At 36.4% G+C, this 24,978-nt stretch carries 22 protein-coding genes; 14 read left to right on the forward strand and 8 right to left on the reverse strand.

What is annotated here, in order from left to right; translation table 11 throughout:
• Positions 1 to 131 precede the first annotated feature (131 nt).
• The 3 genes from L2B55_RS04610 to mnmL all read left to right on the forward strand — a co-directional run bounded on the left by L2B55_RS04610 (position 132) and on the right by mnmL (position 2,693).
• Positions 132 to 632, forward strand: a complete 501-nt coding sequence (locus tag L2B55_RS04610; protein WP_237849113.1) for a hypothetical protein — start codon at positions 132 to 134, stop codon at positions 630 to 632.
• A gap of 218 nt (positions 633 to 850) precedes the next feature.
• Positions 851 to 1,639, forward strand: coding sequence for an SDR family NAD(P)-dependent oxidoreductase (locus L2B55_RS04615; protein WP_237849114.1), 789 nt, complete (start codon positions 851 to 853; stop codon positions 1,637 to 1,639).
• A gap of 109 nt (positions 1,640 to 1,748) precedes the next feature.
• The gene (mnmL, locus tag L2B55_RS04620; protein WP_237849115.1) at positions 1,749 to 2,693 is read left to right on the forward strand and encodes a tRNA modification radical SAM protein MnmL/YtqA; all 945 of its coding nucleotides are present in this window, start codon (positions 1,749 to 1,751) and stop codon (positions 2,691 to 2,693) included.
• Between the two features lie 61 nt (positions 2,694 to 2,754).
• Here mnmL and L2B55_RS04625 read toward each other — a convergent pair whose 3' ends face one another.
• Complete coding sequence (locus L2B55_RS04625; RefSeq protein ID WP_237849116.1) at positions 2,755 to 4,563, reverse strand: hypothetical protein; 1,809 nt, start codon at positions 4,561 to 4,563, stop codon at positions 2,755 to 2,757.
• Positions 4,564 to 4,735: 172 nt separating this feature from the next.
• On the opposite strand from L2B55_RS04625, the gene htpG reads away from it, so the two are divergent.
• Positions 4,736 to 6,601 carry a molecular chaperone HtpG gene (gene htpG / locus L2B55_RS04630; protein WP_237849117.1) on the forward strand — a complete coding sequence of 622 codons (1,866 nt, stop codon included), beginning with the start codon at positions 4,736 to 4,738 and terminating at the stop codon, positions 6,599 to 6,601.
• A gap of 36 nt (positions 6,602 to 6,637) precedes the next feature.
• Here the strand turns inward: htpG and L2B55_RS04635 are convergent, their stop codons facing one another.
• From L2B55_RS04635 to L2B55_RS04645, 3 genes are all read right to left on the reverse strand, one after another.
• Positions 6,638 to 7,405, reverse strand: coding sequence for a hypothetical protein (locus tag L2B55_RS04635; protein ID WP_237849118.1), 768 nt, complete (start codon positions 7,403 to 7,405; stop codon positions 6,638 to 6,640).
• Between the two features lie 176 nt (positions 7,406 to 7,581).
• Positions 7,582 to 8,055 (reverse strand): ribonuclease H-like YkuK family protein, encoded by a 474-nt coding sequence (locus L2B55_RS04640; protein ID WP_237849119.1) that lies wholly within the window; start codon positions 8,053 to 8,055, stop codon positions 7,582 to 7,584.
• A 149-nt stretch (positions 8,056 to 8,204) separates the two neighbouring features.
• Entirely contained in the window at positions 8,205 to 9,074 is an 870-nt protein-coding gene (locus tag L2B55_RS04645; protein WP_237849120.1) for a pirin family protein, read from the reverse strand.
• Between the two features lie 183 nt (positions 9,075 to 9,257).
• Between L2B55_RS04645 and L2B55_RS04650 the strand changes: the two genes are divergently transcribed.
• Complete coding sequence (locus L2B55_RS04650) at positions 9,258 to 11,039, forward strand: sensor histidine kinase (RefSeq protein ID WP_237849121.1); 1,782 nt, start codon at positions 9,258 to 9,260, stop codon at positions 11,037 to 11,039.
• Positions 11,040 to 11,116: 77 nt separating this feature from the next.
• Here the strand turns inward: L2B55_RS04650 and ettA are convergent, their stop codons facing one another.
• A complete protein-coding gene (gene ettA / locus L2B55_RS04655) occupies positions 11,117 to 12,796 on the reverse strand; it encodes an energy-dependent translational throttle protein EttA (RefSeq protein WP_237849122.1) in 1,680 nt (559 codons plus the stop codon).
• A 300-nt stretch (positions 12,797 to 13,096) separates the two neighbouring features.
• On the opposite strand from ettA, the gene L2B55_RS04660 reads away from it, so the two are divergent.
• The 3 genes from L2B55_RS04660 (at position 13,097) to L2B55_RS04670 (ending at position 17,311) form a co-directional block, all read left to right on the forward strand.
• A complete protein-coding gene (locus tag L2B55_RS04660) occupies positions 13,097 to 15,634 on the forward strand; it encodes an ATP-dependent Clp protease ATP-binding subunit (RefSeq protein WP_237849123.1) in 2,538 nt (845 codons plus the stop codon).
• A 208-nt stretch (positions 15,635 to 15,842) separates the two neighbouring features.
• Positions 15,843 to 16,337: a hypothetical protein gene (locus L2B55_RS04665; RefSeq protein ID WP_237849124.1), complete on the forward strand. Its 495-nt coding sequence runs from the start codon at positions 15,843 to 15,845 to the stop codon at positions 16,335 to 16,337.
• Between the two features lie 134 nt (positions 16,338 to 16,471).
• Entirely contained in the window at positions 16,472 to 17,311 is an 840-nt protein-coding gene (locus L2B55_RS04670) for a glycerophosphodiester phosphodiesterase family protein (protein WP_237849125.1), read from the forward strand.
• Positions 17,312 to 17,350: 39 nt separating this feature from the next.
• Here the strand turns inward: L2B55_RS04670 and L2B55_RS04675 are convergent, their stop codons facing one another.
• Positions 17,351 to 17,827: a nucleoside deaminase gene (locus tag L2B55_RS04675; protein WP_276573981.1), complete on the reverse strand. Its 477-nt coding sequence runs from the start codon at positions 17,825 to 17,827 to the stop codon at positions 17,351 to 17,353.
• A gap of 75 nt (positions 17,828 to 17,902) precedes the next feature.
• The gene (gene pdxA / locus L2B55_RS04680; protein ID WP_237849126.1) at positions 17,903 to 18,988 is read right to left on the reverse strand and encodes a 4-hydroxythreonine-4-phosphate dehydrogenase PdxA; all 1,086 of its coding nucleotides are present in this window, start codon (positions 18,986 to 18,988) and stop codon (positions 17,903 to 17,905) included.
• A gap of 166 nt (positions 18,989 to 19,154) precedes the next feature.
• Between pdxA and rsmA the strand changes: the two genes are divergently transcribed.
• The 4 genes from rsmA (at position 19,155) to L2B55_RS04700 (ending at position 22,116) form a co-directional block, all read left to right on the forward strand.
• Entirely contained in the window at positions 19,155 to 19,925 is a 771-nt protein-coding gene (gene rsmA / locus L2B55_RS04685) for a 16S rRNA (adenine(1518)-N(6)/adenine(1519)-N(6))-dimethyltransferase RsmA (RefSeq protein ID WP_237849127.1), read from the forward strand.
• 68 nt (positions 19,926 to 19,993) lie between these two features.
• Positions 19,994 to 20,932 (forward strand): NAD(P)-dependent oxidoreductase, encoded by a 939-nt coding sequence (locus L2B55_RS04690; protein WP_237849128.1) that lies wholly within the window; start codon positions 19,994 to 19,996, stop codon positions 20,930 to 20,932.
• Between the two features lie 217 nt (positions 20,933 to 21,149).
• Entirely contained in the window at positions 21,150 to 21,623 is a 474-nt protein-coding gene (gene greA, locus L2B55_RS04695; RefSeq protein ID WP_237849129.1) for a transcription elongation factor GreA, read from the forward strand.
• Between the two features lie 103 nt (positions 21,624 to 21,726).
• Positions 21,727 to 22,116, forward strand: coding sequence for an HIT family protein (locus L2B55_RS04700; protein ID WP_237849130.1), 390 nt, complete (start codon positions 21,727 to 21,729; stop codon positions 22,114 to 22,116).
• A 37-nt stretch (positions 22,117 to 22,153) separates the two neighbouring features.
• On the opposite strand, the gene ruvC is transcribed toward L2B55_RS04700, so the two are convergent.
• Positions 22,154 to 22,726 carry a crossover junction endodeoxyribonuclease RuvC gene (gene ruvC, locus L2B55_RS04705; protein ID WP_237849131.1) on the reverse strand — a complete coding sequence of 191 codons (573 nt, stop codon included), beginning with the start codon at positions 22,724 to 22,726 and terminating at the stop codon, positions 22,154 to 22,156.
• A 124-nt stretch (positions 22,727 to 22,850) separates the two neighbouring features.
• On the opposite strand from ruvC, the gene L2B55_RS04710 reads away from it, so the two are divergent.
• Both L2B55_RS04710 and L2B55_RS04715 read left to right on the forward strand, forming a co-directional pair.
• A complete protein-coding gene (locus L2B55_RS04710) occupies positions 22,851 to 23,828 on the forward strand; it encodes a lysylphosphatidylglycerol synthase domain-containing protein (protein WP_237849132.1) in 978 nt (325 codons plus the stop codon).
• A complete protein-coding gene (locus L2B55_RS04715) occupies positions 23,812 to 24,942 on the forward strand; it encodes a glycosyltransferase family 2 protein (protein ID WP_237849133.1) in 1,131 nt (376 codons plus the stop codon). The genes L2B55_RS04710 and L2B55_RS04715 overlap by 17 nt, the downstream gene beginning before the upstream one ends.
• Positions 24,943 to 24,978 lie beyond the last annotated feature (36 nt).

Raw genomic sequence — 24,978 nt, forward strand, 5'->3', positions numbered from 1 at the left:
ATTTATACAGAATGACCCATATGTAAAGAATGATTGATCAAGATATTGATGGAGTGATTGAATAAGGGAGTAAAAATGCTATTGATGAATTGCAATTTGGAAATCATTACCTTCATAAATAAAAATCTGCTATGACACATCAGGATATTCGCTCCTATTTTGAAGCGGAAAAATCGGCCACCTTGTTGATTTTATTTATTGGAGGTTTGGCCATTGCGATTGCAGTTGTTTTTTTCTTTTTTAAGTCGAAACCATATTTCGGGGCTGCTTTCCCTCTGCTTATAGTAGGGATTGTTGAGGTAGTTGTTGGTTACACCGTTTATTCACGGGCAGATAAGCAAATAAGTGATGTAATTTACAGCTATGACATGAATCCGGACTATCTTAAAGATATAGAGCTGCCAAGGATAGAAAAGGTAATAACTAACTTTAAAAAAAATATTTATGTTGAATTAGCTATGCTGGTTTTGTCATCGATATTAATTTACTTTAATTATAACAAGCATAATGTTTGGTTGGGAGTAGGGGGTGGTTTATTGTTGCAGATATTAATTTTGATTGTGTTTGATCAAATTGCTGAACGCAGGGCTCAAGTTTATCAGGACAAATTATCTGAATTTGTAAAGAAATAATAGGATATTGTCACTGTTAGTAAATAATTTTTCTTTCTTAGTCCTCCTTTTTAGAATAGAAACCCATCTTTTAGCTGTAAAATAAGTAAGAGCTTTATTTTGTTAGTTGTCTGATAACTAGCAATATGGCTTTGGTCTTTTTTTTGTTGGGGTCAGAGCGCAACAATCTTAGTTAATTTTTGTAATTTAAGCTAATTTACGCATTAATCGCTCTCGGTATGAACAAACGAACTGCACTAATCACTGGTGCCACCCAAGGAATAGGCTATTATTTCTCCCGAATTATGGCCCGTAATAAAGTTGACTTAGTATTAATTGATAAAAGTGAAGACTATCTTCTCGATTTGGCATTGGATCTTTATCAACGATATAATGTTCGTGTAAAATTTATTCCATTTGATCTTGGTAAACCTAACGCTCCTTTAGTTGTGTATAACGATATAATTAAGGACGGTTTTCAAGTTGATTACCTGATTAACAGTGCAGGTGTTGGCGACTTAGGATTTTTTCATGAAACCGATTGGGAAAAGGAACGGGAGATGATTAATTTAAATGTGGTGAGCTTGGTGCAACTTACAAAGCTGTTTGTTAATGATATGGTGAAAAGAGGTAAAGGACGCGTACTTAATGTTGCGTCAACAGCTGCTTTTCAACCCGGGCCTAACATGGCGGTTTACTATGCCACTAAAGCCTTTGTATTGTCGTTTTCAGAAGCAATTGCTAATGAGTTAAGAGACAGTGGGATAACTGTTACCGCATTGTGTCCAGATCCACAGCAATCGGGGTTGCAGCATTTGGCAGAGCAAGAAGTGTATAAATTATTACGTAGTAAAAAACTTCCAAAAGACTGGGAGGTTGCTGAGTTTGGCTTTCACTCAATGATTAAAGGTAAAACAGTAGCTGTAAATGGGTTTATGAATCAATTATTGGTTAATACCATGCGATTGTTCCGAAGAGACACAAGGAAAGAGTATTTGAAGGATACTTCCTCAAATGTCACAGTGTGAGTATTTTTTATACCTAAATCAAACTTGCTTGAAGATATAATCTACTCTAAATGTCATTTTAATGCTAAACCTACAGCCAATAACTTAAAACTCGTTACCTTTGCCGCCGATGTCAACAGTTTCAGGAATAACTACATATAATAATTACGGCGCTTGGTTACGGGAAAAATATAACGGGCAACGTGTTTTCAAGGTGATTGTGGATGGTGGGTTTACTTGTCCTAACAGAGATGGAAGTAAAGGATATGGTGGTTGTACCTATTGCAATGTTGACTCTTTTACTCCTGAAATTACCCGGTCCTTACCCGAAATGCGCGACCAGCTCGCCATAGGTATGGAACGAGCTCGCCAAATGTACAAAGCCGATAAATTCATTGTTTATTTTCAGCCTAATACTAATACATATGCACCAGCGCATTACCTGAAGATGCTGTATGATGAAGCGTTGTCTGTTAATACCGAAGATATTGTTGGTCTTTCGGTAGGTACGCGAGCTGATTGTATTGATGCTGAGAAAATTGCCTTGTTAGAAAGTTATACTAATAATTTTGATGTTGACCTGGAAATGGGCATGGAGTCAATTTATGAAGATACTTTGGCTCAATTGAATAGAGGTTGTTCTCACACTGAACTGGTAAACATTTTAAACATGCTTACCAACACCAAACTGGATATTTGCGTGCATTCTATTTTCGGGCTTCCAGGAGAAACCAAGGAAATGATGTTGGCCTATGCCAATGAAATTAACCGTTTCCCTCAGATTAATTTTGTAAAACTGCACCATCTGTACATTGTTGAAGGCTCAATTATGGGTGTAAAGTATAAGCGCGATCCATTTAAGCTTTTTTCAATGGAAGAGTATGCTGAGTTTCTTTGTGAGTTGATTCCTCGTTTGCGCCCCGATATTGTTATTCAGCGTTTATTCGGGATATCTGACAAGCAGTTTCTAATTGCACCTAATTGGGGGCTACCGAAGTCAGGTATTCAGTCGTATTTTGAGAATTATCTAGAGAAAAAGGGAGTCGTACAAGGAAGTCTGTATAATGGTTTGTAGTGTCATTAAAAAAAACGGCAGCAATTTCTTGCTACCGTTCTGCTTTAATTGACTATTTAATTTATACTGACTGTAATTCTCGATTAAACAATTGCTGTAACTGCTTCTCTGCAGTTTTCAGCCCTTCTTCAAACTTTCCACTAATTTTATATTCCGACAACATTCCGGCTAAGCTCCTATAATAAGCGATGCCGTTTTCAAGATTAGTTCTAAATTCAATAAGATATTTCTCTTTCTTTTCTTGAAACTGGTTACCTAATTCATTTACTTGCTCTTTTAGATAACTTAAGTATAACTGTAGCTCTTTGGTGAAAACATCGGGCCGAGCAACATTGGCCAATAAATTATTACGGCCATAGATATGATCAGTCATTTCATTCAAAGTGACCGATTTATTAAAGTAGGCAATATTGGGACCGGGACAGACAGTAACAGCACTCAGGTTTTTTAAGAAATGAGTGTTATATTTCAATGTTGCGGCATTACTTAATCCAATGCACAAACATTCTTTGTCCAATACCGCTTCAATCTGTTTTTCCTTTTCTTCTGATGAAATATCTGATTTTTGAATTGATTCTATCTTTAAGTTTTGATACTCAATAGAAGCCGTACAAATTGGTCGTTCAGTAAACTCAGTATTATTTTGCAAGTATTTTTCGGTGCAAGGACTACCAGGCTTGTTGCAGGCTATCCGCTGAATTTTCTCAATCTCAGCCGTTGTGCGCTTCAAATAATTAAAGCGAACTCCCAATGGAGAGTTGTTGCTGAGAATGATATCGTCTTCCTGAGCTTTTGCTAATAAATTCAATGTGTGATTGTCAACAGTTGTTGCTTCCGGAACCATAAGAAAAGGGGAACCCCATCCAATTGCATCCAATTGATAATAATTTAGCAAAAACTCATGCTCATAGGCATTTCCTACGCCACCCTGATAAGTGATTTTTACAGGTGGAGCTTGTTCTGGTGCATATTCATCTTTGGTCGCAATACTTTTAGAATAAAGTTCGAACAGGCTTGAGATTAGTTCGGTGCGCTTGCTCTTGAACTCTTCAAGTATAGGCCCTATCAAAAAACCGTCAGTAGCAAATGCGTGCCCACCACAATTTAGACCCGATTCAATACGGAACTCACTTACCCAAAGTCCTTTTTTTGCCAAGTATTTTCCCTGAATTAGAGCTGAGCGGTAATCGCTAACTTTAACTACAATTTTGCGTTTAAATGAACCATCAACTTGTTGTCTAAAGATCTTAAATTGCTCTAGATAATTAAATAACCTGGGGTTCATTCCTGCTGAGAATATGACAGAAGAATTCTCTAAATCACTTTCCGCATAACCTCTTAGCGCTGTGAGTGCATCGGAACCATTGTCGATGATATTACCATTGGCATCATAGTTATTCTTATCCACCTTGGTCATAATATTTACGTCAATACTTCCGGGAGTGATTAAGCGGCGTAACGTAGATTGAAGCTCAATTTTTTCAATCTCATTCTTGGCATTCAACATTTTGTTGTACAGCTGTTTCAGAGAACTGTCCTCAGGGAGTAACTCAAAATATTTAACTATTTCTGACCCTTTTTCAAATGCAGATTGCTTTAACTCGTCAAATTGTTTTTTAACAATCCGGTTTAGCAGGTTTAAATAATCTGTAATTCTTTGAGTCCGGTAATCAGGTTGTTTTTCTGAAATGGGCTTGTACTCTTCATTCAACTCACGGTAATAATAACCACGCATCATTTCAATCAAGCGGTCTTCAATGATAGACAGCACTGATGAAATACCATAACGCGCCACTTTTACAGGAGAGTCGATGGTGTAAGCCAAGCCCATAACCGGAATATGAAAGGTATGTTCTGATACTTTGTGCATGTTAATTTTTTTTTGCTGTAAAGAGAAACAAAACGCGCGTGTAAAAACATGATTTTGATCAGGTTTTGAAAACTGTGACAATTTTACGACTGACAAAATTTCATTTTTTTCTTAATGGTATATTCCTTGATGTGAGGGAGTCTGTAGAAAGTAAAAATATAATTCATACGATATGGCACAAAAAGGATCGATTTCAGTAAACACGGAAAACATCTTTCCTATTATTAAAAAATTTCTTTATTCCGATCATGATATTTTCTTGCGCGAATTAGTAGCTAATGCTACAGATGCTTCGCAAAAGTTGCAAAAGTTGGCGGGCATTGGTGATTTTAAAGGAGAGTTGGGCGACTTAACTATCCGCATCAAAGTAGATAAAGATAAAAAGACTTTGATTATTTCTGATCGCGGTATTGGTATGACCGAGGCTGAAGTGATGAAATACATCAATCAGGTGGCGTTTTCGGGGGCAACTGAATTTGTTGAGAAATTTAAAGACATCGATACTACTTCAATTATCGGTAAATTCGGTTTAGGTTTTTATTCGGCATTTATGGTAGCCGAAAAGGTGGAGTTGGTGACCAAGTCTTACCAAGATGCTCCTGCAGTAAAATGGACATGTGATGGTTCTACGGAATTTAGCATTGAAGAAGTTGAAAAGGCAGATAGAGGTACTGATATTATACTTTATCTGAACAGCGATTCGGAAGAGTTTTTAGAAGACATTAAAGTTCGTGATATTCTGAACCGTTATTGTCGCTTTATGCCAATTTCGATAGTATTTGGTAAAGACACTGAAAAAATAAAAGAAGGAGAAGAAGAAAAAACGGTTGAAAAAGATCATGTGATCAATTCAGTTCAGCCACTGTACGCTCGCGATCCGCAGTCATTAAAAGATGAAGATTATTTGAACTTTTATCGTGAGTTGTATCCAATGGCTGAAGATCCATTATTCTGGATTCATCTCAATGTTGATTATCCGTTCAATCTTACCGGAATACTATATTTCCCTAAGGTGAAAAACGACATCACATTGCATAAAGATAAAATTCAACTTTACTCGCGACAGGTATTCATTACAGATAATGTAGAGAATATCGTTCCTGAGTTTTTACGCTTAATGCACGGAGTTATCGATTCGCCTGATATTCCTTTGAATGTTTCACGTTCATACCTGCAGTCGGATGCTAATGTAAAGAAAATCAGCAACTACATTACACGTAAGGTAGCTGATAAGTTAGAAGAATTGTTTAAAAACGACCGAGTTTTATTTGAGCAAAAATGGGAGAGCATTGGCCTGTTTGTGAAATACGGCATGGTGACCGACGAGAAATTCTTTGAAAAAGCTCAGAAATTCTGCTTATATGAAAGTTTGGATAGCAAATTCTTCACTTTAGAAGAATACAAAGAAAAAATCAAAGATAATCAGGTTGATAAAGACGGGAATTATACCTTAATCTATACTTCAAGTCCATCCCAACAAGATATTTTCATTCGTGCGGCTAAAAATCGAGGTTTTGATGTGTTGAAGATGGACGCTTTGATTGATAATCATTTTATCAGCAATGTTGAATATAAGCTTGAAAAAGTACGTATGAAACGTGTTGATGCTGACACTGTGGATAAACTGGTTGAAACTGATTCAAAGTTAGACGTTGCATTAACTGAGGAGCAGAAAAAAGAAGTTGACTCAATTTTCAAAAAGGCTACCGGTAATGATAAGCTTGATTTGGAAGTTGCAGCTATGAGCGGCGATGAAATGCCGGTAAGTATTGTTCGTCCTGAGTTTATGCGAAGAATGATGGAAATGCAAGAACTATCGGGCGGCAATGGGGGTATGTTTGGCTTTAACGGGTTCGGAGCAGAAAAAGTAATGGTAAATGGGAATCATCCGCTTATTCAAAAGTTGTTAAAAGAAACTGAAGAAAAACAAGGTCAGTTAGCCCGTCAGGCTTACGATTTAGCTTTGTTAGCACAGGGTATGCTTAAAGGAGAGGCCCTTACTAACTTTATTCATCGTTCACTTGAGATTGTTGATTAAGTGTGAAGAATTTCAAATATGTACTCAAGGCAGCTACTATTTAGCTGCCTTGAGTGTTTTAAAAAGATTAGGAGTGATATCAATCGTAATGCCTAACGTACTGAATATTGGCATGTAGTTTAAACTTTTGTTGCCATATTTTCGTGAATAACCTAGCTGATAATGAAACTTAACTGGTTGTAAACCTGCCCGAACAGTGAATGAGGGCTCATAGAAAAAAGTAGTTTGATGATCTAAATTTCCAAGCTCATCAACTTCTATCATTTCGCCATTGAAATTAGTTGTGCTTTTTCCGAAGTTAAGCGCCGTTAACCGCATGCTAAAAGCCAATTCGACATATTTCTTTTTTATTCCAAAACTTGGGTTAATAAAGAATTTATAAGTAGGAATTTGATAGTTATAATTAATAGGATCATTGGTAAATTTCGAATCAATTTTAAATCTCCCCAATCCAACGCCACCATATAATTCAAAAAGTAAGTTTTGTTCATACTTCCTAAAGTATCCTGCCCCTGCTTCAAAAACAAGGTGATGGCCATTTTTTTCATTTTCCTCCTTATTCCCATTGATTGTGGTTGAACTTGGCTGCGATTCATTGTAAAAGCTTATATTACTAAATAGGCCAATATTTTTGTCTGGAGCATATGCAACAGAAATATCTCCCGGCATGGATGTAGTTACTTTTAATTCATTTTTCTCAGTTAATAATGGAGTTTGTACCGGAGTTGGGAAATATTTGGTCATTGAGCAGGAGGGAAAAAATAAAGTAGGGGGCAATAAAATAAGTAATAAAGTATTTTTCATAGTAGCTATTAGTTTGGTTAAATGGTTAAATATAGAGATGCAACTAAAAAATATTATGAAAAAAATACTAATAAATAGTTAAGTGAAAAGTAGAGGTATAAATTTCTACCAAGGTGTTTAGTTGTTAATTTTAAGGTTAAGGTTAAGGTGAAGATGTCGATTTAAAGAAAGTTAGTCTATTGCACCACTTTATTAGCACAATTACTGCTTGCAAATGCCTCTGGTTTAGCTTTAAATACAAAGCCCATGCTTAATATATAACCCATAGCCTCGTGCAAGGCAATGTTTGATTTAAAACTAGGGTTGGTATTAATATCTGCATGTACTTCCATTTCAACTTCATATAGCTCAAGTAAAGGACAAAGTGCATAGGCAATATCAATTGATTTTTGGACTTCTGTTAACATTCGCTCTCGAATACCCATCTTTTTAATGGATTTATCCTGATGGATGTACATAAAACCACCATGATGTTCGCGCAAAAAGACAATTACGGTTGCATAGTCGATCGTGTCGCCTTTAATTTGTGAGTCAGTGCCGATGCATACCTTTAATTTGTAGCCTTGAGCACTTTCTCTCTCAATGGCTTTTTCTACCTCCTCTAAAATGGGGAAATGAATAATTTCTCCGTTGAATTTTTTCCAAGCCATAACCAATGATTTTAAAAATTAAACTTTACTCCAGAATAATTTCTGTGAGGTTATTATAAAGATATAGCTTTTTAATTATTAAAAACCAAAGAGTTACGTTAAAGTTTTGTGAACGCTGTTGAGATGTTTTTGGAAATTTTCATTTTTTATTAATCTTCAATGAGAATGCCCATTTTTCCCATCCTATAATCACGCATTGCTTCTAAAATTTCGCCTTCGTAATTCATAACAAATGGGCCGTGTGCAACAATAGGTTCATTAATGGGTTCACCGGTCATGATAATCGCACGCAAATCCTTGATTGCTTCTATCGTAATGACTTTGCCATCGTTGTTAAATTTGATAGCGGTTTCAGCATCAACAAGGCCCAAGCCCGCAATTCGTAATTGACCGTTAAGTAAATACAAAAAAGCGTTATGATTACTTGGTAATTCAAGTTGCATTTTTCCGTTTTTTTCGGCCTTAATTACATAGGCATTAATTGGGGTAATATGTTGAATACTTCCCTTGATTCCACTTAACTCCCCTGCAACTATTTTGACCTCAATTAATTCATCATCGCTTTTTATAAAAGGTATTTCTGCTGAAGCTATAGGGAAATATTGGGGTTGATCCATTTTATGGGCCCTTGGAGTATTGATCCAAAGTTGCACAAGTTCTTGCTTTCCTCCAAAGTTTTGAATGTCATGGGGAGGTCGTTCACTATGCATTATACCCATGCCCGAATTCATCCATTGGACACCACCTTCATAAATAATGCTATTATTCCCTCGGCTATCTCGATGATGAACGCCTCCTTCAAAAACAAATGTAACTGGAGAAAAACCTCGATGAGGATGAGGTGCGAATCCTGCTTTTACCGGATTGATATAATTAGGTATGACGGTCTTTACATGATGCAATAACAAAAACGGGTCAATGTTTTCAATCTTTTGCGTTGGAAAAGCCTGTTTAACGGCAATTCCTTCCATATCTATTGTTTGCGCTGTTAATACAGCAGAAACGCTTCTGTCTTTCATTTTTTCTAATTTATTTGATCTATATGTTTAAATACATAAACAATAACTGTTGATTTAGTAATTGCTGTTCAAGGGTTACACAAATTAAATTTTGCAACTTACTTTATAGTTAATTATCTTTCTTGTATCTTATATTTTACATCACAGTTACTTGCCTAAAAACGATTTAACTACTACTTATTGATGACATTATTTACTAACATCTATACGCTGTTTTTGTGTTTGGCGGGACTAACCTCCATTTTTCTTGCTTTAAAAATTTACAAATTGGCAGGTCGGGCCGTTAAATGGTTTGGTCTTCTTTTGATTTTTATATCTATATGGGCTATCGCTTACGGTTTTGAGCTATCTAGTCAAACTCTTGAGCAGATGAAATTCTGGCTTAAGATAGAGTATATTGGGATATCGTTTTTGCCTGTGTTTTGGTTAGCCTTTATACTGCTTTACTTAGGTAAGGAAAGGTGGATGAATAAATTTAACCTAACATTCATATTCTTAATTCCAATAATAACATTGGTTTTGGTATGGACGAATGATTATCATCATTTTCATTATTTGTCCTTATCTCTTGATACACAAAGTGGGCCATTTCCTTTATTGGCGATTAAGAGAGGGTTATGGTATCGAGTGTTTATCTCATATTTTTATTTTGTAACGGCATTTGCCGTATTAATGCTTTTTTTAAAATATAAAAAGTCAAATGATATTTATAAAAAGCACAATACCAGTTTGCTAATCGGATCAATTATTCCATGGGTAGCTAATGTTTTTTACTTAGCCGGTGTGAGACCTTATCAGCATATAGATTTAACACCCTTTGCTTTTATGTTAACAGGGTTGATAATTGGTTTAAGCTTTATAAGGTTTAGGCTTTTTGATATTATTCCTGTTGCAAGGGAAAAAGTGATTGACGCAATGAGTGATGGCATTTTGGTATTAGATACTCAAAATCGAATTGTTGATGCAAATCGACAAATGCTAGAGTATCTAAATCACAAAAACAGTACAGCTGTCATTGGTTCCTTTTTTAATGATATTCTCCCATTTTGCATTCTTCAACATAAGATAAGTCAAAATAGAGTTACTTTGAATGAAGAAATAAGATTGACCAAAGGTGAAGATGAATTGTTGTTAGCAGTTGATGTTGCTCCAATTTTTGATGATAATAGAAAATATGGGGGAGCAGTCCTGATGTTTAAAGACATTACCAGTCAGAAAAAGGATGAGCTAAAATTACAACAACAGTCTAAAGAATTGCAGGCCTTAAATCAATTAAAAAGTCAGCTATTCTCCATTATTTCACATGATTTAAGAAGTCCCTTGGTTAATTTGGTTGATGTGTTGAATCTTGCAGAAGAAAACCTCTTGACTGAAATGGAATTCAAAACGATGCTGCCAAAGCTTTCTAAAAATATTGCCTATACATTCGATTTACTTGAAAATCTACTTTTCTGGTCCAAAAACCAATTTGAAGGAGCGCTAATTTCACCAGAGTATTTTAATCTAAAAAAAATGGTAAGTACTGAATTGCATTATTTTCAGTTAAGTGCCAAAGCTAAAGGTGTTAAATTAAAGAAACAGATTAGTGGCGACATAAATGTGTTTGCAGATCTTCAAATGATTCGTTTAGTGGTAAGAAATTTATTAAGTAATGCAATAAAGTTTTGTCATGCAGGTAGCAAGGTGCTGATAGGTGCTGCATTGAATGAGGATAAATCGGTAGTAATTTATGTAGAAGATTCAGGTGTAGGTATGGGGACTAATGAGCTGGAAATGCTTCAGCGTCAGGAAAGTTTTACTATACGAGGAACTCAAGATGAAACAGGTACCGGTTTAGGTCTGCTGTTATGCCATGAATTTGTTAAAAAGAATAAAGGACAGTTGTTTATAGAAAGTGAATTAAATAAAGGCAGCAAATTTTCTTTTACATTACCGGTTGGAAAGGTTAACGAGGAAGCATATTAACTGCTTTATTTAACAATGCCACGAATACAAATTCGTGACATTGTCAATTGGCTCAGAATTTTCAATAGCCCTTTTATTTATACTAAGTTCTTATACTTAATTCGATGCGGGGTATCGTTGCCTAAGCGTTTTTTACGATTTTCTTCATATTCGGTATAATTACCTTCAAAGAAATAAACCTGTGAATTTCCTTCAAATGCTAAAATATGCGTACAAATACGGTCCAGAAACCAACGGTCGTGGGAAATAATTACAGCACAGCCTCCAAAGTTTTCCAAGGCTTCCTCTAATGAACGTAATGTGTTTACATCAATATCATTGGTAGGTTCATCAAGCAGTAACACGTTAGCGCCTTCTTTTAGAGTAATGGCTAGATGAGCCCTGTTACGTTCCCCTCCCGAAAGTACCCCAACTTTTTTCTGTTGGTCGGCACCGTTAAAATTGAATTTCGATACATAAGCACGACCATTCATCGATTTGTTGCCCAGCATTATATTTTCGGTCCCTCCGGTAATGTTCTCAAACACTGTTTTATCCGGATCCAAATCATTATGGGTTTGATCCACGTAGCCTAGTTTTACAGTTTCTCCCACTTTAAATGAACCGGTATCTGATTTTTCCTGACCGGTAATCAATTTAAATAAAGTGGTTTTACCAGCACCATTCGGTCCAATAATTCCCACGATACCAGCTGGAGGTAAACTAAATTCAAGGTTTTCAAATAAGATACGGTCTCCATATGCCTTTGATACACCATGGGCTTCAATTACCACATTTCCTAAACGAGGTCCTGGAGGAATGAATAATTCCAACTTTTCTTCCCTGTCTTTGGTTTCTTCGCTAGCAAGCTTGTCGTATGCTGATAAACGTGCTTTAGACTTAGCATGACGAGCTTTCGGAGCCATTCGTACCCATTCCAACTCACGTTCCAAGGTTTTTTGACGTTTGGTTTCCGATTTTTCTTCCTGGGCTAAACGTTTCGCTTTCTGATCTAACCATGAGGAGTAATTACCTTTCCAGGGAATACCTTCTCCACGGTCTAATTCTAATATCCAACCGGCAACATTGTCCAGAAAATAACGGTCGTGAGTAACAGCTATTACGGTACCTTTATATTGTTGAAGGTGCATTTCTAACCAATCAATTGACTCGGCGTCCAAATGGTTGGTAGGCTCGTCCAATAATAAAACATCCGGCTCTTGAATCAATAAGCGACATAATGCCACGCGGCGACGTTCTCCACCTGACAAAACGGCAATTTTTGTGTCCGGTTCTGGACAACGTAACGCATCCATTGCACGCTCCAGTTTATTGTCAAGCTCCCATGCTCCAACAGCGTCAATCTTATCTTGTAACTCGCCTTGACGGTTCATTAATTTGTCCATCTCATCAGGGTTTTCATAAACCTCCGGCAGTCCAAAACGTTCGTTAATTTCCTCGTATTCTTTCAGGATGTCAATGATGTGTTGAGCGCCTTCTTGAACAACCTCTTTTACCGTTTTATCTGGATCTAATTGAGGTTCTTGGGCTAAATATCCAACAGTGTATCCTGGTGAGAATACTACTTCGCCTTGATATGACTTATCTAAACCGGCAATGATCTTAAGAAGAGATGATTTTCCGGAGCCGTTTAAACCAATTACACCAATTTTAGCACCGTAAAAAAAGGACAGGTAAATATTCTTTAAAACTTGCTTTTGTGGCGGGTAAATCTTGTTTACCCCAGCCATTGAAAATATGATTTTTTCGTCTGACATTATTGCTTATTTGCTTAAGTTTGCAAATATCGACATTAGCCTGCTGCTCACAAAAAAATTATAGTTTAAGCAATCTTTCTTCATGTTTTACCGTATATAATTTAGAGTTGTCTTTTGGCGTAATTGTTGATAACTTAATAATAAATCGCTTCGATTTATAAAGATAGTTCTTACATTAGTCTCGGGCCGTTTCAGGAGCCCAACTTACCACAAGTTAGTAATCTCAAATAGCTCTTGACTTGTATAAACATTTTAATAATTTAAGCGTTTTTAAGTAATATTCACTATATTCCTTATTATATGGAAGCAAAATTTTCACCGAGAGTTAAAGACGTCATTTCGTACAGTCGCGAGGAGGCTTTACGATTAGGGCACGACTATATAGGTACAGAACATTTGCTTTTAGGACTGATCCGTGAGGGCGATGGCATTGCCATCAAGTTGCTGAAAGGGATGGGTATTGATACCTACAAGTTGCGTAAAACTATTGAAGACGCAGTTAAAGGCACTTCTGGCACAACGGTTAATTTGGGAAATATTCCGTTAACCAAACAAGCGGAGAAGGTTCTGAAAATTACATACCTGGAGGCAAAAATATTCAAAAGCGAGGTGATTGGGACAGAACACTTGTTGCTTTCATTGTTGCGAGATGAAGATAATATTGCTTCTCAAGTATTGAATCAGTTTAATGTTAACTATGAGGTTTTTAAAGCTGAACTTGAAGCCAATGTGAGTGGCATCAGAAGTGAGGCGCCTCAAAGTTCTTCTGATGAGGAAAACTACAGAGAAGAAGAAAACTTTGGAAGCTCTAAGAAAACCAGTGATTCAAAGTCTAAGACTCCTGTACTCGATAATTTTGGTCGAGATTTAACCAAAGCTGCAGAAGAAGGTAAACTGGATCCGATCGTTGGACGTGAAAAAGAAATTGAACGTGTTTCTCAAATTCTTTCCCGTCGTAAGAAAAATAATCCGATCCTTATTGGTGAACCTGGAGTTGGTAAGTCAGCTATTGCAGAGGGTTTAGCATTAAGAATTGTTCAGCGTAAAGTTTCCCGTGTACTTTTCAATAAACGTGTGGTAACCCTTGATTTGGCATCATTAGTTGCCGGAACCAAGTACCGCGGACAATTTGAAGAGCGTATGAAAGCAGTCATGAACGAATTGGAGAAATCTCCTGATGTGATTCTGTTCATCGACGAAATTCATACTATTGTTGGAGCAGGAGGAGCCTCAGGATCGTTGGATGCTTCTAATATGTTTAAACCTGCATTAGCAAGAGGTGAGATTCAATGTATTGGAGCTACAACTTTAGATGAGTACCGTCAGTATATTGAAAAAGATGGAGCATTAGATCGTCGTTTCCAAAAGGTAATGGTTGAACCTGCTACTGTAGATGAAACCATTGAAATTTTGAATAGAATTAAGGAGAAATACGAAGAACATCATGGTGTTAATTATACTCCTGAAGCGATTAATGCTTGTGTCAATTTAACCAATCGCTACATTACTGACCGTTTCTTACCTGATAAAGCAATTGACGCTTTGGATGAAGCCGGTTCTCGCGTACACTTAACCAATATTCACGTGCCTCAAAACATTATTGATATTGAGCAACGAATTGAGGAAATTAAGCTGGAAAAAAACCGGGTAGTTCGTAGTCAGAAATATGAGGAAGCAGCCAAGCTTCGTGATACAGAGAAACATCTGTTAGAAGAATTGGATAAAGCTAAAACTGAATGGGAAGCTGAAACTAAAACTAAGCGTTATGTGGTTTCAGAAGATAACGTGGCAGAGGTTGTTGCAATGATGACAGGAATTCCTGTTCAACGAGTTGGCCAGGCTGATAGTCAAAAATTGCTTAATATGGCTGATGAACTGAGAGATAAGATCATTGGTCAGGATGAGGCTATTAAAAAGCTTACAAAAGCCATTCAACGTACACGTGCCGGGTTAAAAGACCCTAGAAAGCCTATTGGTTCTTTCATATTCTTAGGTCCTACAGGTGTTGGTAAAACAGAGTTGGCCAAAGCCTTAGCTCGATTCATGTTTGATACAGATGATTCATTGATTCAAATCGACATGAGTGAATACATGGAGAAATTTGCAGTTTCTCGTTTGGTGGGTGCTCCTCCAGGATATGTTGGCTACGAAGAAGGCGGACAGTTAACTGAAAAAGTTCGTCGTAAACCTTATTCAGTTGTGTTATTAGATGAAATCGAAAAAGCACATCCTGATGTATTCAATATCTTGTTGCAAGTACTGGATGAAGGTGTGTTAACCGACAGCTTGGGTCGCAAAGTTGACTTCCGTAACACGGTTATCATTATGACTTCAAACATTGGTGCACGTCAGTTAAAAGACTTTGGTCAAGGTGTTGGTTTTACTACTTCGACTAAGCTTGCAGGTGCAGATAGCCATTCACGTGGTGTAATTGAAACTGCTTTAAAGCGTGCTTTTGCTCCTGAGTTCTTAAACCGTGTTGATGACGTTGTTGTATTCAATTCATTGAACAAGGAAGATATCTTCAAAATTATTGACATTGAGCTGAAATCATTGTTTGGACGTATTCAAAATTTAGGCTATACAATTCAGTTGACAGACGATGCGAAAGAGTTAATTGCTGAGCGTGGCTTTGATCCAAACTTCGGAGCTCGTCCGCTAAATCGTGCTATTCAAAAATATCTTGAAGATCCGATAGCGGAAGAGATACTTAAAGGAGAGATTCAGGATGGAGATATTATGGAAATTGGTGTTGATAAAGAAACCAATGAAATAAAGATCAATATTTTGAAGGAAGCGCGTAAGCGCAAGAAAAAAGAAGAAGATAATTTAAGTTAATAGAAACGCCCCGCTCTGGGGCGTTTCCATTTTAGTTGGTTTATAAAGTGAATTTAATTCCTTTATTTTCAGTTGGTAAAGTTATTTGTTTGTCGACTTGCAAGGTTTTATGCAACTGAATGTCTTCTGCCGACATCTAATTAATAAAAACATAGTTTAAAGAGATTGCTTCTACAGAAGTTCTACTCTTAATTTAAAAATGAAGTTTATGAAAAGATTAACCTATACGCTTGGCTCACTTTTGATGATTTTAGGAGTGGCTACCTCATGTCAGGATATTACAGAAGTTTATACAACACCAGCTCGTACTGTAATTACAGATAGACTGCCTAGCGAGTGGACTGCTTATAGTAACGGAACAGGTTATTATACTACCGTTAATATGCCTGAGATTACTTCTAACTTTAATGCTACAGGAGCAGTATTGGTTTATATGTCATTTGACCAAGGATATTATGATGCATTGCCTCAAGTGGTAAATGGAGTGTCGTATTTTTTTGCCTCAACACCTGGATTAGTACAGATCGATATGCAAACCATAAATGGCAGTCAGCTTTCTCGTCCAGGACCAACAAGTGTCAAGATTGTATTGGTGGATGCTGAACAAATTGCCATGATGAAGGATAAGGGAATCAATCTGAAAGATTACAACGCCGTACAAAAAGCGGTAAAGCCAGTTGAAAAATATATTGATTTTAAATAATTCTTGCTAAAATCGGCCTATTGAATTAATAATCAGTTAATATTGGCCCGGTATATTGCTTCAAATTTTATTACATGAAGCAATTTGTTTTAGCATTATTTTTCAGCTGTTATTGTTTAAAATCATTAGCCCAAATGAAGCCAGATATTGATATACAGGGACATAGAGGATGTAGGGGGTTAATGCCGGAAAATACAATCCCGGCTATGATTAAAGCGATTGATCTAGGTGTTCAAACGCTTGAAATGGATTGTGTTATTTCCAGAGATAAAAAAGTGGTGGTTTCGCATGATAATTTTATGTCACATGAGTTTGTGTTACAGCCTAACGGAGAGTCGATTGAGGAAACTGAAGAACGCAAATTCAATTTATATCAGTTGGATTATGAAGCTATAAGAATGTTTGATGTAGGAAGTAAGGTTCATCCTCGCTTTCCTGATCAAAAGAAGTTTTCAGTAGAAAAACCATTGTTATCTTCATTGATTGATAGTGTAGAGAATTACGTCAACGCTAAAGGACTTAAGCCATTGTATTATAACATTGAAACCAAGCTTACACCTGCAGGAGACGTAGTTTTTCACCCGAATCCTAATGAGTTTGTCAATCTATTGATGAGTGTAGTTCTTGAAAAGAAAATTGAAGATAGAGTAATTGTGCAATCATTTGATGTGAGAACACTTCAAGTGATTCATCAGCTTTACCCTAAAATAAAAACAGCTTTACTGGTGGAAAATGAGTTGGGATTGGAGGCTAATTTGGCTGTATTAGGATTTGTTCCTGCTATTTATAGTCCCGATTTCGAGCTTCTTAATGAAGAACTTGTAAATAGTGTTCATGAAAAAAACATGAGTTTGATACCGTGGACAATTAATAAAAATGCTGATATGGAACGGATTGCAAAGATGGGTGTGGATGGTATCATTACTGATTATCCTGATAAAGCCATTAAGCTATTTGGCAATTATCAAAAATAGAAGAACAAAGGCCTTAGAAATGTTAGGCCTTTGTTGCTTTTAATAAAGTTGTTTTTTGTCTATACTGCGCCAAAACTGAAACACTGTAAGGGCTTCCTCTCTCCCTAAGGGAATCATTGGAATCTGCCTTTCGTTATGGTTAAGAGGAATTTCTCTGTAAATAAAGTCATCATCAAAGCCAATTTCTGCAGCATCCTTACGAGTGTTTGCAAAATAGACCTTGGAAGGTCTTGCCCAATAAATAGCACCTAAGCACATAGGACAAGGCTCACATGAAGTGTAAATTTCGCAACCATCAAGCTGAAAAGTTCCAAGGTTTTTACATGCGTCACGAATAGCTATTACCTCTGCATGAGCAGTGGGGTCATTAGTGGTTAAAACCTGATTGTTTCCGCGACCGATAATTACACCATTTTTAACAATCACACAGCCAAAGGGGCCGCCCTCATTTTTTAAGGGCCCTTCTTTTGATAGCCGTATGGCTTCTTGCATAAATTCATTCATCAATTCGCTCATATGGTAATATAATAAAAAACTTCCTTAGGAATTGCCAAGGAAGTTTTTTGCTGTATATTATTGAGTTTAAAGTGACTATTCTTCACTGTCTTCCTGGGTTACTTTCATTTTCAGTTGACCCACTTTAAGCGGATTTTCAAGCAACATCGCTTGTTCCCTGCGGTTACGAACAATGTCAATTGCCATAAATAAGGCATCACGGAACGAATCAGCATTGGCTTGGTTCTTTCCCGCAATATCATATCCGGTTCCATGGTCTGGAGAAGTACGAATAATTGATAAGCCAGCCGTAAAGTTAACTCCAGAGCCAAATGATAGTGTTTTAAAAGGAATTAAACCTTGGTCGTGATACATTGCTAACACAGCATCGAACTGCTTATATGAGCCATTGCCAAAGAAACCATCAGCGGGATACGGGCCGATAGCCATAATTTTTTCCTTTCTTGCCTCTTCAATAGCAGGGATAATAATGGTTTGTTCTTCTTCGCCAATCAAACCATTATCACTAGCATGTGGATTAAGTCCTAAAACTGCAATCTTTGGTTTTTCAATCCAAAAGTCTTGCTTTAAGCTTTTATTCATTAAGCGCAGCTTTGCAAGAATTTTTTCAGTAGTAATTGAACTTGCAACGTCTTTAACAGGAATATGTCCGGTTACAACTCCAACACGCAAATCTTCACTCACTAAAAACATTAACGACTCACTGCTGCCGTCGCGTTGTTGTAAATATTCAGTATGCCCAGGAAAATCGAAGCCTGGTTGTTGAATATTATACTTGTTGATTGGAGCGGTTAAAAGGGCATCTATTTTACCTTCTACCAAATCATTGGTTGCTGCTTCTAATGATTTGAAGGCATATTTACCTCCGTTTTCAGTTTGTTGGCCCAGATCTATTTTTACTTCCTCATCCCAGCAGTTTATAAGGTTGGCACGTTTAGGGTTAGCCTGCTCAGTGTTTTGAATAATATTAAAGCTGAAATCCTGAATGTTTAATGCTTTACGATGAAATGAAGTGATTTTTACTGAACCGTAAATAATTGGAATACAATGTTCCAGAATCCGATTGTCTAGAAGTGTTTTCAGAATCACTTCGATACCAATGCCATTGATGTCACCGATAGTGATGCCGACTTTTATTTTTTTCTGCGATACGTTCGACATTTATTACGATTTTTGGATTTTATTAAACTACAAAGTTATAAGATAAAAGTAATCTGTTATCAGTTATCAGAAATGAGATACGAATTTAATACTGGTAATGGTTGAAACAGAAAAATAATGACTATAAATTTAAAATAGGTAGTTTAATCGCCATTAAAATAGTTGTATGTCACTAGTAAGAGCCAAAAAACATTTAGGTCAGCATTTTTTAACAGATAAAAATATTGCACAAAAAATAGTAGAAAGCTTGCGGCCTGAAATTGGCTTTTCTGAAGTGCTTGAAGTTGGTCCGGGGATGGGTGTTTTAACTGATTTCTTGGTTAAGAAAACGGAATATAAAACCTCATTAATTGATATTGATGGAGAATCAATTGAGTTTTTACATAAGAAATATCCCGAATTGAAAGACCGTATTATTCATGGTGATTTTTTGGAAATGGATTTTTCAAAAGTATTTCAGCAGCAGTTTGCTATCATAGGTAATTTTCCTTACAATATTTCTTCGCAGATTATTTTCAAAATAATAGAGAATAGGGCAATGGTACCCGAAATGGTGGGGATGTTTCAGAAAGAAGTGGGAGAACGGGTTGCAGCCAAACCTGGAGGTAAAGAATATGGTATTTTAAGCGTTTTAACTCAAGCCTATTATAAGATAGAGTATTTATTTACGGTAAAGCCAGGGGTGTTTAATCCTCCGCCAAAAGTAAATTCGGGTGTAATAAGACTCACCCGAAAAGAAAATACAGAACTGGGCTGTAATGAAAAACTGTTTTTCCAAGTTGTTAAAGCTGCCTTTAACCAGCGCCGCAAGCAATTGCGAAATGCATTAAGCCAATTTCAGCCTAAAGGAAAAATTGATGAATCGGTTTTGGAGCTTCGAGCCGAGAAACTTTCGGTTGAAGATTTTGTCAATATCACGCAACTGTTAGAAAAATAATTTGGTAGCAGCTATTCTCACAATAGTTAATTCTTGAGTAGAGTTTTAGATTAAAGAACAGAATTTTCATGAATGTACTTGTCGTTGATGAAACCCACCCATTTTTAATGGAAGCGCTTGCCGCCAATGGTTTTCAATGTGATTACCAACCCAAAATTACTTATGAACAAGTGCTCGCGTGTATTTCCAATTATGAAGGAATGGTAGTGCGTACAAAATTTAGGGTTGAGAAGGAGTTATTTGACCGTGCCACAAAACTGAAGTTCATTGCTCGCGCAGGTGCCGGGATGGATAATATTGACGTTGACTATGCTCTTGAAAGAAAAGTAGAGCTGTTTAATGCTCCGGAAGGAAATGCCAATGCCGTAGGAGAGCATGCGTTGGGAATGTTACTTTCTGTGATGAACAAATTTCCAAAGGGGAATAAAGAAGTTCGGGATGCAATTTGGGATCGGGAAGGAAACCGCGGCTGGGAATTGGATGGGTTAACTGTCGGTATTATAGGTTACGGTTTTATGGGGCCAGCCTTTGCCAAAAAACTACGTGGTTTTGAGGTAAAGGTTTTAGCTTATGATAAATATAAAACCGATTTTGGAGATAATTGGGTGCAGGAAAGTTCATTAGAACAACTATTTGAATATGCTGATGTTTTAAGCTTGCATATACCTCTAACTGATGAAACCCGTTTCATGGTAGATGAACAATTCTTTAACCGATTTAAGAAAAACATCTGGTTTATAAATACTGCAAGAGGAGAGATTGTGAAAATTGCGGGATTGCTGAAGGCTCTCGACTCCGGCAAAGTTAAAGGTGCAGGTTTAGATGTGTTGCAGAAAGAAAAATTTCCGCTAAGAGCTGAAGATAAAGTCTGGTTTGATAAGTTAATTCTACGAGATAATGTGTTATTATCCCCGCATGTTGGTGGTTGGAGTGTCGAGTCATACCAAAAAATTTCAGCTGTTCTAGCTAAAAAAATTATTGAGTGGAACTCTACTCAAAAGAAATAATTATTTCAGATTCATTTGATAAAGATGATTTATTAACAATAAAGATTAAATGGAACAATTCTTGTTTGTTATTGTTAATCAGTTGTTTATAAAATGTTAATAGAAAATTCGAAAAATAAGTTTTAATTTTGTAGCATTGTATAACAAGACTATGCGTCAGTAAATGACGAGTAGTCTTGTTTCTTTTTATATCAGTCAATAAAAATTTATTTGCATTATGGCAGAGATTACATATTTAACTCATGAGGGATTAGAGAAACTTAAGCAGGAGTTAGTGCATCTGAAAACACAAGGAAGGTCTGAGATTTCAAAGCAGATTGCCGAGGCTCGTGATAAAGGCGATCTTTCAGAGAATGCAGAATACGATGCTGCAAAGGAAGCGCAAGGATTACATGAGTTAAAGATCGCCAAACTGGAAGAAGTACTGGCTAATTCTAGGGTGATTGACGAATCTAAGCTAGATACTTCAAAAGTATTAGTGCTTTCTAAAGTGAAAATTAAAAACGTTAAGAACGGTACAGTAATGAATTATCAATTGGTGGCTGAGAAAGAAGCTGATCTTAAAACCGGCAAAATTTCAGTACAATCACCAATTGCAAAGGGCTTGTTGGGTAAATCAGTAGGTGACATTGCCGACGTGACTGTTCCGAACGGGACAATGCAGTTCGAAATTCTCGAAATCAGCAGATAATAGTTTATATATAAATCTTAAGTAATGAGTTATAAGTTCTCATAGGTTGATTCAAAAATCATCAGGGATTATAACTCATTACTTTTTTACTCTCTATTGAAAAATGGCTTCTATCTTCTCAAGAATTGTTGCTGGTGAGATACCGGCATTTAAAGTGGCAGAAAACGATGAGTTTTTGGCTTTTTTGGATATTGAACCATTGGCCGAAGGTCATACCCTTGTTATTCCCAAAAAAGAGGTAGATTATCTTTTTGATATGGAAGATGAACTGTTGGGCCGTATGATGATTTTTGCCAAACAAGTGGCAAAGAAAATTGAGAAAGCAATACCTTGTAAACGTATTGGTGTTACTGTAATTGGATTAGAAGTGCCGCATGCTCATGTTCATTTAATTCCAATTAACAGAATTGGTGATATGAATTTCAGCCATAAACCTAGTCCGCCTAGCATGGAACAGTTAGCTGCTACGTTACAGAAAATATTAAGTGTATAATTACAGCTAATTGTTGAGCTATAAAAAGAGTGATGGCTTATTTCAATCTTTTTTGATTGTCTTTTACAAAGGCTTCCCATCCGGAATAGGTTTTCTTTGAGGAGCCTTCTGTTCCAGTTTTTTGAAAAGAATGGCAAACGGCTACAGCCAAACCATCGGTAGCATCTAAAAACTCAGGTGTTTCGCTAAAATTCAATAACTGCTTTAACATGCCTGCCACCTGTTCTTTGGTGGCATTTCCGTTACCGGTAATTGATTGTTTGATTTTCTTGGGTGAATACTCAAATATTGGCAAATCACGGCTTAGTGCAGCTGCCATAGCTACCCCTTGGGCGCGTCCAAGTTTAAGCATAACTTGTACGTTTTTACCATAAAATGGATCTTCAAGGGCCATACAATCAGGTTTATACTCTTCTATGAGCATGGAGGTTCGCTCAAAAATTCGGCGAAGTTTTAATGCGTGATTTTCATATTTTTTTAGATGAATAACGCCAAGAGTAAGTAGTTGAAGTTTATTACGGGTTTCAAGTACTAATCCATAACCTAAAACAGCAGTTCCTGGATCTATTCCTAAAATTATGCGCTCTTTCTTGTCGTTCTTGTCGTTCACTTATTCTTTTTTTAAAACACGAATTACCTGAAATTTTCGTTACACTCAAAATAGATAGCGGCTAAGTTTAAAAATATAAGGATATTTGAATTTTATTTTAAATTAAAAATACTCTCCATAAAGCATGCCTGTTTCCAGAAAGATTCTTGGAATCTCTTTAAAAGTTCTAATTCTGATTTTAACTTGTTGGTTTGTTTATAGCAAAATCACAAATCCAGAATCTATAAAAAAAATTGATGCATTTACAAACCAAGCATTGGACGGACGGGTCATTTCATATTTTTTATTGGTCATTTACCTGGCCTATTTGAATATATTGGTTGAAACGCTTAAATGGCATTATTTGGTAAAGAAAGTTGAATCACTTTCATGGAAAAGAACAGTTGAATCTTTACTAGCCGGATTAACACTAGCAGCCTTTACCCCAAGCCGAATAGGAGAGTTTGGAGGCCGGGTGCTTTACCTTACACCTGAAAATCGAGTTAGAGGGGCTCTGGCAATGGGGGTAGGGGCGTTCAGCCAGATGATGGTTACTAATGTGATGGGAGCAATAGGCTTGGCCATTTTTGTAGCTATTTTCGTTCCCGTAAGCAAGGTGATTTTAGGATCTATAATTTTTGCAGCCATCCTGTTCAGTATTGGTATGTTGTTATTGCTATTAAATATCAAGTGGTTCTATGTTATCCTCGATTCATTTTCATTTTTACATAAGTTTAAAAAGAATTTTCGTGTATTGTTAAGATACGACAAGAGTGAATTGCTGACTGTTTTTGGCATGAGTTTTCTTCGCTATCTGATTTTTTCTATGCAATATTATTTACTTATCAACCTGTTTATTCCTCAGGTAACCTACCCCATTTGCATGGTGCTGATAAGTGTAATTTATATGGTTCAATCAATTTTGCCTACCTTCGCATTCTTTGATATAGGGATAAGAGGTGCAGCAGCCACTTATTTCTTTGGATTTTTAGTTGGAGATGCGGAAGCGGTAAATGTGTTGGCTGCGGCTTTTGGGGTATGGCTTCTCAATCTAATAATCCCGTCATTACTAGGTGTTTATTTTGTTTTAAAAGCGAATTTTTTTGGTGCAACTACTGATTGATATTTTAACCTACTTTTTAACGTTTGTATATTTTATTATTGCTGGTAGCTTTATTATTGGTTGGAGAAGAATTAATAAACCAGCAATTCACAAAGGATCCCCTCAAACAAAGGTTAGTGTAATTATTCCTGCTCGCAATGAAGAGAAGATGATTGGTAAGTGTGTTGGTGATATAGTGGCACAAGACTATCCTGCTGATTTATTGGAAATTATTGTTATTGATGATCACTCAACTGATAGAACTGCTGAAGTAGTATTAGCGATTCAATTTCCAAATCTTAAACTTATAAAACTAAAGGCAGATCCTGCACTTAATTCCTATAAGAAGAAAGCAATTGCAGACGCAATAAGTATTTCTACCGGTGATTTAATTATTACTACTGATGGTGATTGCAGAATGGGGAAAAATTGGATTAGTTCCATTGTGAATGAATATGAGCAAACCGGTAGTAAAATGATTTCTTCTCCGGTTGCATATTTTGAAGAGCAATCAGTTTTTGAAAAATTGCAGAGCTTGGAATTTATGTGCTTGATAAGTCTTGGGGCTGCTTCTATAGCTAATAAAAGCGCAGGTAGTTGCAATGGGGCTAATCTGGCATATGAAAAAAAAGCTTTTTTTGAGGTAGGGGGATTTTTAGGTATTGATCATATTGCTTCGGGCGATGATGAATTGCTGTTGCATAAAATGCTTTCTGCCTATCCTGATAAGGTTAAGTTTTTGAAGTCGCGCGATGCAGTTGTTTATACTCACGCTAAGCCTACAATAAAAGAATTTATTGCACAACGTCGCCGTTGGGCCTCCAAAAGCACCCGCTATAAAAATCAAGCAATGGTGGTTATTGGCGTTTCCATTTTTTTCTTTTATGTAGCGTTGCTTTTAAACCTTCTTCTAGGTGTTTTTAATATACATTTTGCTCAGGTTTTCGCTTATGTATTTTTATTCAAATGCATGATCGATTTAATATGGGTATTCCCGGTGGCAAAATTTTTGAAAAAACTTAACCTGGTCATTTATTTTCCAATAGTTGCTTTTATTCACCTGTTTTATATTGTTTATATCGGTTTTGCAGGGCAAGCTAAACAATACGAATGGAAAGGGAGAATGGTACAATAAACAACCTGTAATTTAAGATTAAAATAATTAGGCATA

The sequence above is a fragment of the Solitalea lacus genome, assembly GCF_022014595.1.
GTDB classification, from domain to species: domain Bacteria; phylum Bacteroidota; class Bacteroidia; order Sphingobacteriales; family Sphingobacteriaceae; genus Solitalea; species Solitalea lacus.